Origin of the sequence: Streptomyces hirsutus (assembly GCF_001418415.1) — a bacterium.
In the GTDB taxonomy this organism is placed as follows: Bacteria; Actinomycetota; Actinomycetes; order Streptomycetales; family Streptomycetaceae; genus Streptomyces; species Streptomyces hirsutus.
On the sequence record NZ_LIQT01000089.1, the window covers coordinates 1 to 8,330 of the forward strand.

General features: G+C 74.0%; 10 protein-coding genes. 9 read left to right on the forward strand and 1 reads right to left on the reverse strand.

The window, feature by feature from the left end; genetic code table 11:
* Nucleotides 1-86: 86 nt before the first annotated feature.
* Nucleotides 87-725 (reverse strand): antibiotic biosynthesis monooxygenase family protein, encoded by a 639-nt coding sequence (locus AOK11_RS07865; RefSeq protein ID WP_055592920.1) that lies wholly within the window; start codon nucleotides 723-725, stop codon nucleotides 87-89.
* A 170-nt stretch (nucleotides 726-895) separates the two neighbouring features.
* Here AOK11_RS07865 and AOK11_RS07870 point away from each other — a divergent pair, with 170 nt between their 5' ends.
* The 9 genes from AOK11_RS07870 (at nucleotide 896) to AOK11_RS07910 (ending at nucleotide 7,682) form a co-directional block, all read left to right on the forward strand.
* Nucleotides 896-1,135, forward strand: a complete 240-nt coding sequence (locus AOK11_RS07870; RefSeq protein ID WP_055592921.1) for a hypothetical protein — start codon at nucleotides 896-898, stop codon at nucleotides 1,133-1,135.
* Nucleotides 1,136-1,190: 55 nt separating this feature from the next.
* The gene (locus AOK11_RS07875; RefSeq protein WP_055592922.1) at nucleotides 1,191-2,960 is read left to right on the forward strand and encodes an acyl-CoA dehydrogenase family protein; all 1,770 of its coding nucleotides are present in this window, start codon (nucleotides 1,191-1,193) and stop codon (nucleotides 2,958-2,960) included.
* Nucleotides 2,961-3,090: 130 nt separating this feature from the next.
* Nucleotides 3,091-3,891, forward strand: a complete 801-nt coding sequence (locus AOK11_RS07880; RefSeq protein ID WP_055592923.1) for a 4'-phosphopantetheinyl transferase family protein — start codon at nucleotides 3,091-3,093, stop codon at nucleotides 3,889-3,891.
* A 76-nt stretch (nucleotides 3,892-3,967) separates the two neighbouring features.
* Entirely contained in the window at nucleotides 3,968-4,843 is an 876-nt protein-coding gene (locus AOK11_RS07885) for a thioesterase II family protein (RefSeq protein WP_055592924.1), read from the forward strand.
* A 37-nt stretch (nucleotides 4,844-4,880) separates the two neighbouring features.
* Nucleotides 4,881-5,807 carry an AfsR/SARP family transcriptional regulator gene (locus AOK11_RS07890; protein ID WP_079034699.1) on the forward strand — a complete coding sequence of 309 codons (927 nt, stop codon included), beginning with the start codon at nucleotides 4,881-4,883 and terminating at the stop codon, nucleotides 5,805-5,807.
* Nucleotides 5,808-5,834: 27 nt separating this feature from the next.
* Nucleotides 5,835-6,104, forward strand: coding sequence for an acyl carrier protein (locus tag AOK11_RS07895; protein WP_079034700.1), 270 nt, complete (start codon nucleotides 5,835-5,837; stop codon nucleotides 6,102-6,104).
* The gene (locus tag AOK11_RS07900; protein WP_055592926.1) at nucleotides 6,101-6,844 is read left to right on the forward strand and encodes an SDR family NAD(P)-dependent oxidoreductase; all 744 of its coding nucleotides are present in this window, start codon (nucleotides 6,101-6,103) and stop codon (nucleotides 6,842-6,844) included. Before AOK11_RS07895 ends, AOK11_RS07900 begins: the two co-directional genes overlap by 4 nt.
* Entirely contained in the window at nucleotides 6,844-7,233 is a 390-nt protein-coding gene (locus tag AOK11_RS07905; protein ID WP_055592927.1) for a SchA/CurD-like domain-containing protein, read from the forward strand. The genes AOK11_RS07900 and AOK11_RS07905 overlap by 1 nt, the downstream gene beginning before the upstream one ends.
* Entirely contained in the window at nucleotides 7,230-7,682 is a 453-nt protein-coding gene (locus AOK11_RS07910; RefSeq protein ID WP_055592928.1) for an anthrone oxygenase family protein, read from the forward strand. Before AOK11_RS07905 ends, AOK11_RS07910 begins: the two co-directional genes overlap by 4 nt.
* Nucleotides 7,683-8,330 lie beyond the last annotated feature (648 nt).

Here is an 8,330-nt window from a genome sequence, read left to right on the forward strand (position 1 = left end):
GGCGGAGATGTGCCGAGGGCGGCGACGCACCGAAGGCGGAGATGTGCCGAGGGCGGAGATGTGCCGAGGGAGGCGCCGAGGCCGGTTCAGGGGGCCGGCGGGGCGTCCCGGTCGACGGGGTGGGCCTGTTCGACCGTGATGTGGGCCGTGGCGGCCAGCTTGGCGCGGTGGACCCTGTACCCCTCGCTCGTGCGGGCGTGTTCGCAGGCGGCGGCCTTACGCCACCACAACAGGCCCGTGTACAGCCGCGGATCGGCCACCGAGCGCAGCAGGTCGCTGCCGCCGAAGGCCTCGTCCGACACGCACTGACCGACCAGCGAACCGAAGGCCAGTTCGAACCGCTCCGCGTCGCCCGTCACCAGAGCGCGGACCAGCACCAGCCGTTCGGCGTCGGACGGAGAGCCGTTCACGGCCATCCGGCCCACGCTGACCAGCAGTTCCGCCTCCGTACGGAGGGTGGTCGCGAGACCGCGCGGGCCGGCCGGCGCCGCCGGGTCCTGGTGCACCACCCGCAGCAGCCGGTCCAGGCCGGTCCACCGCTCGAGGTGCACGTACGCGCCGGGCCGGTCCGTCAGGGCCACCGTCACCCGGGAGACGAACCCCTTGCGGGACTCGCGGTAGCGGGCGTACCCGAGGAGTTCACGCTCGAACACCGTCCTCGCCGCCTTGGTCGTGAAGCGTTCCACGACGGTCAGTTCCCGGTCGCCCTCGCGCTGGGACACCATCCCCACCCCTCCTGGCCCCGTGTGCATACACCCCTGGCGCATCCGACCACACCCCGCTCGAGTGCCGCTCGAGCACGGACGGAGCGCCCCGCACCCGAGAGTTCCTCGAGGATCCACCGAGCCGCACGCGCGACCGTGGCCTTCCCCGACGCACAGAAGGGACGGCACGCATGACCGCGTCCAAGATCCACGGCAGCACCGTCACCCGAGTCGTACGCGAGCGGCTGCTGCGGCCGATCTGGAACTCCCTGGTGGCTTACGGAGCGATCTGGCTTCCCCCCGATCAGAACCCGTTCTGGCAGCAGTACCGGTACGAGGCCGTACCGGAGCAGCGCCCGGTGACCCCGGAGCCCGTTCCCGGCGGGAACGACAGGACCGAGTCTGGCCGGACGACCTTGAGCGCGTCTTGAGCCGTGCCGGTCGCCCGGGGGCCCGCACGGACCACGACGAGGACGGAGCAACGCCATGACCACGGCGGTGACCACGACGGTGGACCGGGCGGACTCCTCGGAAGCCGCCGTCCAGGAACGCGTCGCCCGGCTCGAGTACGACTTCGGAGACCTCGACGACCCGGGCAACCCGCTCGGCGTCCAGCAGTTCCTCGCCGCGGACGCGGGCCGGCGTCTGCTGCCCGCCGCCGAGCGGCTGCTCGACGCCTTCGGACTGAACGCCGAGTTCGTGCCCGGGGAGCTGGGCGGCCGGCTCGACCGGCTGGACGCACTGGCGCGGGTGCTGCGCGTCGTGTTCCGGCGCGACGCGGCCCTCGGCCTCGGCCACGGGCTGACCTCGTACCTGGCCGCCGTCGTCGTCTGGGCGGGCGGATCCGCGCGCCAGCGCCGGGACACCGCCGGGCTGCTGCTCGACGGCGGCCGGATGGCCTGCGCCTACCCCGAGCCGCCCCAGGGCAACGACTTCCTGCGCAACCGGCTCACCGCGCTGCCGGACGGCACCGGCCACCGTCTCAGCGGCCGCAAGGAGGCCGTCAACAACGCGGGCCGCGCCGACGCGCTCGTGCTGTTCGCGCACACCCCGGACGGGCTGAGCGCCTTCCTCGTGCCGGGCCCGGCGGACGCCGCGGGCCGGGGCCGGGAGGTGGGACTGCTGCCCCGACGGCCGACGGCCGGAGTACGCGGCTGCGTCATCGAAGGCCTCACCTTCGACCGGCACCCGCTGCCCGCCGGACACCTCCTCGGAGCGGCCGGGGACGGGGCCCGCCTCGCCGAGCGGGCCTTCCCGCTCACCCGGGGCGCCGGCCTGTCGATGGCGCTGGGCTGCGCCGACACGGCGCTGCGCACCACGGTCGCGTTCGCCCGTGCGCACCGCTCCCGCAGCCGCGCCTCCCTGCACTCGGCCCGCACCCGTACCGCACTGGTCGGCGCCTTCACGGACCTGCTCGTCTGCGACTGCCTCTCACTCGTCGCGACCCGGGCGGCCCATGTGCTGCCCCGCGAGAGCCGGACGCTGGCCGCCGTCGCCAAGTACCTGCTGCCGACGGTCCTCAACGAGACGATGGACGACCTGTCGATCGTGCTCGGCGCCGAGTCCTACGCCCCGGACGGGAGCTACGGCGTCTTCCGCAGGACCGCCCGCGACCTGCCGATGATCGGCCTCGGCAGTGCGGGCGCCTCGGCGAGCAGAGCGGTGCTCGTCGCCCAGCTGCTGCGGCTGCCCTCGCTCACCGCGGCCCCCGCCACCGACGCGCCGGCCGTGCTGTTCCGTCCGTTCGACGCCGGCCTGCCGCCCTGCCGCCCCGAGGACCTCGAACTCACCCCCGACCGGGACTCGTTGCTCGACAGCGTCGAGGCCTGGGCGCGGGACGCGGACGGCACCGCGTCCGGCGGGCGGAGGACGTACGGAGATGCGTACGGGGGTGCGCCGGCGGAGGCCGCCGCGGTCCTCGTGGCCCACCTGCGCGCGCTGCGCGCGGACTGCGCCGAACTCGCCGCCCGGCCCGCCGGCCACCCCGTCAGCCCCCGCGCCTACGCGCTGGCCGACCGGTACGCCCTGATCGTCGCCGGCGCCGCCTGCCTCGGCGTCTGGCGCCACCGCCCGCCCGGCGGCTTCCTGGCCGACCCGGTCTGGGCCGCCATGACGCTCACCCGCATCGCCGGCCGCCTCGGCACCCGGGCGGTCCGCCCGCCCGCGTCCGCCGCCGACCACATGCTCACCGAACTCCTGCACCGCTTCGACGACGCCCGCAGCTACGACCTGTACTCCACCGCGATCGGCCGTTAGGGGCTGTCCGACACATGCCCCGGCCGGCGTTCCACCGGCCCCGGGTGCCCGGCGTCCGCGCCCAGAGGAGGGACGACCCCGTCATGCGATGTCTCGCTGAAATCCCCTGTGCCCCAAGGGCGGTGGCGTGATGCGGTCCGTGCGGCAGCGGGGTCCGGGGGAGTCCTGGGGGGCCGTGTGCCGGGCCGTGGTGGAGCAGGGGACCTGTGTGGTGCACGCGCTGGTCGACGACTGGCTGCCGCCCGAGGGGCGGGACCCCCGTGCGCTGGCCGCCGATCTCGGGGCGGACCACGAGCGGTACGCGCGGATGCCCGCCTCGCGCAACCGGGACCGGTTCGTCGCCTCCCGGCTGCTGCTCAAGTCCGCGGCGAGTGCCGTCCTCGGCACCCTGCCCCGCGAGCTGGAACTGGCGTACAAACCCGGCGGGCGCCCGTACCTGCGCGGCATCGACCAGCTCGACGTCGGGCTCAGCCACACCGACGGACTGCTCGTCGTGGGCCTGACCCGGTTCGGCCGGATCGGCGTGGACACCGAACCGGCCGACCGCCGGATGCTGGAACTCGGCACCGAGCTCAAGGCCTGCACCCCGTTCGAACTGGAGGCCCTCGAGCGGGTTCCCGCCGAGCGGCGCAACCACGAACTGGTACGGCTGTGGACGCTGAAGGAGGCCTACAGCAAGGCGATCGGCCAGGGACTGCGGTTCCGCTTCACCGAGTTCGGCTTCGGGCCGCAGGGCGAGCGGCTGAGCGTGCTGCGGCCCGACGGCACACCCGGAACCGGGCGGGAGTGGTCGTTCCACAGTTGGCTGGTCGAGGACGCCTACACCGTCAGCGCCGCCGTCCACGACCCGGGCTTCGGCGACCGCCCGCAGTCCGGCGCCGACCTGCCCCTGCTGCCCGTGCTCGTGGACCCGCGCTCCAGCGCCAGTTGAGCGGTGACCGAGGACCTGCGGTGACGCTTCGGTTCGCGCATCTGACCGAAAAGGTGCGGAACGAAGGGGGATCCGGGTGCAGCGCTATCTCGCGGTCCGGCCGGTGTCCGGCACGGGCATCCGGCTGTTCTGCTTCCACCACGCGGGAGCCGGAGCCCTGGCCTTCGCCGGCTGGCAGCGCAGGGTCGGCCCCGGCGTGTCCGTCCTGCCGGTACGGCTGCCCGGCCGGGAGACCCGGCGCCGGGAGGACCGGATCACCGACGGCGCCCGGCTGGTCGAGGAACTGCAGAACGACCTCGGCCCCCTGCTGGACGAGCCGCACGCGTTCTACGGGCACAGCATGGGGGCGCTGGTCGCCTACCGCTTCGCCCAGCACCGCGTGCGCACCGGACAGCGGCCGCCCGGGCTGCTGTCCGTCGGCGCCTGCTCCGCACCGCAGCTGCCCGCACCGCTGCTGCAGACCCTGCTCCGCCCCGAACTCCCCGACGAGGAACTGATCCTCTCCCTCGGCGGCCATGACAGCATTCCGGCGCCGCTGCGGAACCGGATCGGCTGGCTCACCGCCACCCTCGCCACCCTGCGGGCCGACCTGACCCTCGCGCAGGACCTGCGGCAGGCACCCGTCACCGGACTGCCCTGCCCCCTCGACGCCTACGCCGGAGAGGCCGACCCCCTGGTCCCGGCCACGGAGGTGCGGGCGTGGAAGCACTGCACCACGCACCGCTTCCGGCTCCGCCCCGTCCGCGGCACGCACTTCTTCGTACGGGGCCGTGACGTGCCCCGCGCGGTGGGGGAGGCCCTGCGGTCCGCCGGGGACCCGACGACCGGGGCCGCCGCCGTGCCGACGGAGACCCCGCGGCCGGACACCGCGCGAGCGGACCTCGCGCGCCAGGACATCACCCGCCACGACGCGGCACCGCACCGGGCCGGCCCCCGGCCGGCTCACGGCTGATCCCGGCTGCCCCACGCAACGCGAAGGAGATCCGCGCATGGAAATCAGTGTGCTCGGCCCGTTCCGGGCCACCCTGTCCGGGGTGCCCGTCCACCTCACCGCCGTGAAGCCGCGCAAGGTCTTCGCGCTGCTCGCCCTCCAGGCGGGCCAGGTCGTCTCGGTGGCCTCACTGGTGGAGGAGGTGTGGGGCGAGAGCCCGCCCCGCAGCGTCCAGACCACCCTGCAGACGTACATCCTGCAGATACGCAACGCCATCGCCGCCGCACTCGGCGACGACGCCAACGGGGAGGGCGCCTTCCTCCCCAACGGCGCCAAGAGCGTCCTGGTCACCGAGCCCGGCGGCTACCGGCTCGACGTCCACGGGGGACTCCTGGACGCCCACGAGTTCGACGCCCTCGCCTCGGCCGGCCACCGTGCCCTGGACCGGGGCGAAGGGACCGACGCCTCCTCGTACTTCGGCCGGGCGCTGTCGCTGTGGCACGGCCGCGCGCTCGCCGACGTCCAGTGCGGGCCGCTGCTCGAAGTGGAGGCCACCCGGCTGGACGAGTCGCGGATGAGCGTTCTTCAGCGCCGGATCGAGGCAGACCTGAGGCTGGGCCGCCACCATGAACTCGTCGGCGAACTCTCCGGGCTCGCCGCCCGGCATCCGCTGCACGAGGCGATGCACGAGCAGCTGATGCTCGCGCTGTACCGGGTGGGGCGCCGCAGCGACGCCCTGACCGTCTACCGGCAGCTGCGCCGCTGCCTGAACCAGAGCCTCGGACTCGACCCCTCACCCAGCGTCGAGCAACTGCACCGCGCGGTGCTCGATTCCTCGCCGCGGCTCGACCTGGACACGGCGGCACGCGCGGCACACGCAGCACCCGAAACACACGCAGCACCCGAAACACACGCAGCACACGCAGCACATGCAGTACCCGCGGCGACGCACGCCGCGGGCCCGCAACTGGCGAGGGCCAACTGACCCCTCAAGCAAGCGAGAGGAAGCATCGTGAGCGATATGACCCTGTCCGAACTCGGCGACCTGCTGCTGGAATGCGTCGGTGCCCCGGAGGAGGGCATGGCGCTCGAGGGCGAGCAGGCCCTCGACACCCCGTTCCTGGAGTTCGGCTACGACTCCCTCGCCCTGCTCCAGGTCACCAGCGTGATCAACCGCAAGTACGGCATCGTCCTCGACGACGACGCCGTCGCGGAGGCCGAGACCCCGCGGATGCTCCTGCGGATGATCGGCGTCGCGCCGCACGCCGGGGCGGTCCGGTGACCGCTGGGGCAGCGGCACGCCGTGTGGTGGTCACCGGCGGGACCAAGGGCATCGGCCGGGCGACGGCACTCGCCTTCGCCCGGGCCGGCGCCCGGCTCGTCGTCTCGTACGGGCACGACGACGCGGCGGCGAAGGAACTGGCCGCCGAGCTGGACGCGCTGGGCGCCGACGCCGAGACCGTCCGGGCCGACCTGACCACCCGCGAGGGCGCCGAGACGCTGGCCCGGACGGTCGTGGGCCGGTTCGGCGAAGGCGGCCTCGACGTCCTCGTCAACAACCTCGGCGTCGACGGGCACATGCCCTTCGCGCAGCTCACCGACGCCGAATGGCACCGCGTCACCGACCACAACACCACGTCCGCCTACCTGGTCACCCAGGCGCTCCTGCCGGCGCTCGCCGACGGCGCGTCGGTGGTCGGCGTCGGCGCCTCGGTGGCGCTCCGCGGCCGCCCCTTCGGCGTCCACTACAGCGCCTCCAAGGCCGCCCTGATCGGGTTCACCCGCGCCCTCGCCAAGGAACTCGGGCCGCGCGGCATCCGGGTCAACCTGGTCGCCCCCGGCGTGACCCGAGCCGGCCCCGAGGACGGACCGCCGCCCCCCGTCGCGGAGAAACTCGCGGCGCTCACCGCACTGGGCCGGCTGGGCCGGCCCGAGGACGTGACGGGCGCGGTGCTGTTCCTCGCCGGGGACTCGGCCGCGTACGTCACCGGCACAACCATCGAAGTCGACGGAGGAATCTGATGCCCTACGCAGCCATCATGTACCGGGTCAAGCCCGGCCACGAGGACGAGATCGCCGACATCTTCACCAACTTCCGGCGCGTCGACACCCCCGACTTCACGGCCCAGGACGGTTCGGCGGCGGGACGGCTGCTGGGCACCGCCGTGTTCGTCCTGGAGGACGTCGTCGTCCGGGTCATCCACTACGAGGGCGACTTCGCCGCGCTCGGCCGCCACATGGCCTCCCAGCAGGGGGTGCACACGGCCGAGGCCGCCCTGCAGCCGCTCCTCCTCGAACCGCGCGACACCAGCTCGCCGGCCGCGTTCGCGGAGTACTTCCGCAAGGCCACCATGCGCACGGTCGCCCAGTTCACCGTCGACACCCACCCCGCCGGGGCCGCGGCGTCATGACCGAGGTGCTGGGAGTCGCGGCCCTGATCGGCAGCGGCCTCACCGCCGGAGTGCTCTTCGCCGTCGCGCTGAGCGTGCTGCCCGCGCTCTTCGCGATGGAGACCGGCACCTACGTGTACGCACACCGGCTGCTGGGCCGGAACTGGGACCCCACGATGCCCGTCATCGTGCTGTCCAGCACCCTGGCCGACGGCGTACTGGCGGTGGCCGTCACCGGCACCGCACGGCCGCTCTTCGCGGCCGGCGCGGTCCTGCTGCTCGGCGTGTCCGGGGTGTCCCACCTGTGCAACGTGCCGATCAACCGCCGCGTCAAGGCGATCACCGACCCGGCGGCCCTCCCGCCGGACTGGGAGGACCCGCGCCCCCTGTGGCGCCGGTACCACTACCTGCGCACCGCCCTGGCCGTACTGGCCCTGACGGTCAACGCGGCTGCCCTGAACGCAATGTGACGCCACATCACGCCGAGGCCGCACCCCCGGATCCTCCGGGAGTGCGGCCTCGGCGTGTGCGTCCGGCCGGCAGGGCGCGGCGCGGGGAGGGCGAAGGCCGTGCCTCACGGCCGGGTGGGGCGGGCCGATGGCGTGCCCGGTACGGCCGGGCCGAACGGATCGGAGCCTGCCGGAGCCGAACGGATCGGAGTCTGCCGGGGCCGGACCGCCCGGCGGTTCTCGGCGGCGCGGACGGTCGAGGGCGAGCGTGGGCGGGTCCGGGGGTTGGTAGCTGCTCGCCGGGGGGGTGCGCACGAGGCCGCGTTACCTCGATCGTGTGATGGTTCGTTCGTGAGCCTGTGGTGCCCTGGGCCGGCTGGGCTGAGGTGAGCGTGCGATCTGGGACGCCGGGTATGGCGTCGGCGTGCGGGGCCCCCGCTCCACCGGTGTGATGGTTCGGGGCCTCCCCGTCGCCTCTGGCCACACCCACTATGGCCAGGTCGTGAGGGAACCGGCCTCCCGAGACCGGACCACGCACCGGATGCGTGTCGCCGACTCGGGGCTGAGTACGCCGGGGACCAGTGCGCCCAAGACCGTTCGGGGCGTGCGGCTGAGAGGGCTCACTTCTGCTCAGCCTTCAGGAACGGTTCGTGGCGCCGCGAGGTGCGC

Excerpts from the sequence above, each read along its gene's own strand:
- AOK11_RS07875 (WP_055592922.1), top strand. The coding sequence starts at position 1,191 with ATGACCACGGCGGTGACCACGACGGTGGACCGGGCGGACTCCTCGGAA.
- AOK11_RS07880 (WP_055592923.1), top strand. The coding sequence starts at position 3,091 with ATGCGGTCCGTGCGGCAGCGGGGTCCGGGGGAGTCCTGGGGGGCCGTG.
- AOK11_RS07890 (WP_079034699.1), top strand. The coding sequence starts at position 4,881 with ATGGAAATCAGTGTGCTCGGCCCGTTCCGGGCCACCCTGTCCGGGGTG.
- AOK11_RS07910 (WP_055592928.1), top strand. The coding sequence starts at position 7,230 with ATGACCGAGGTGCTGGGAGTCGCGGCCCTGATCGGCAGCGGCCTCACC.
- AOK11_RS07870 (WP_055592921.1), top strand. The coding sequence starts at position 896 with ATGACCGCGTCCAAGATCCACGGCAGCACCGTCACCCGAGTCGTACGC.
- AOK11_RS07905 (WP_055592927.1), top strand. The coding sequence starts at position 6,844 with ATGCCCTACGCAGCCATCATGTACCGGGTCAAGCCCGGCCACGAGGAC.
- AOK11_RS07865 (WP_055592920.1), bottom strand. The coding sequence starts at position 725 with ATGGTGTCCCAGCGCGAGGGCGACCGGGAACTGACCGTCGTGGAACGC.